Annotated in this window: 1 protein-coding gene; it reads left to right on the plus strand. The window is 74.6% G+C overall.

Annotated elements, in window-relative coordinates:
- A partial coding sequence (locus HMPREF0731_RS22375; RefSeq protein WP_007006555.1) for a M16 family metallopeptidase occupies window positions 1-704 on the plus strand: 704 nt, incomplete at its 5' end.
- Window positions 705-717 lie beyond the last annotated feature (13 nt).

Here is a 717-nt window from a genome sequence, read left to right on the forward strand (position 1 = left end):
TGCATCGCGGCCCCGGCCTGCTGATCGCGGCCTCGGGCGCGATCGACGCCGCCGGCCTCGCCCGGCTGCTGCCCGAGCTGTTCGGCGCCCTGCCCGCGGGCGCGGTGCCAGAGGCGCCACCCCTGCCGGAGTTCCGCCGCTTCGGCACCCAGGTGGTGCCGGTGGCGGCGCCGCAATCGACCATCCTGTTCGGCCAGCAGGGCATCCCGGTCACCGATCCGGAGTGGGAGACGGCGCAGATCGTGCTGCGCATCCTCTCCGGCGGCGGCTTCACCGCGCGGCTCACCCGCTCGATCCGCGAGGCGCGCGGCCTGACCTATGGCATCTCGGCGGGGCTCGACAGCATCTTCGCGCAGAGCGTGCTGGTGGGCGGCTTCGCCACCGCCAATGCGCGGGTGGGCGAGGCGCTCTCGCTGCTGCGCGAGGAATGGAAGCGCATGGCCGATGCCGGGCCGGACGCCGCCGAGATGGAGGAGGCCGTCGCCTACATGACCGGCAGCCAGCCGCTGCAATTCACCGACAGCCGCCGCATCGCGGCGACGCTGCTGGCGATGCGGCGCAATGGCCGCCCGCTCGACTGGCTGGAGCAGCGCCCGGCGCGGCTGGCGGCGGTGACGCAGCCGGCGGCGGCGAAACTCGCGGCCCGGCTGCTCGTTCCCGACCAGCTTTCGATCACTGTCGCAGGGCAGCCCGAGGGTCTCTGAGCCGGCGCGGCCC

It is taken from the genome of Pseudoroseomonas cervicalis ATCC 49957 (assembly GCF_000164635.1).
GTDB classification, from domain to species: Bacteria; Pseudomonadota; Alphaproteobacteria; order Acetobacterales; family Acetobacteraceae; genus Pseudoroseomonas; species Pseudoroseomonas cervicalis.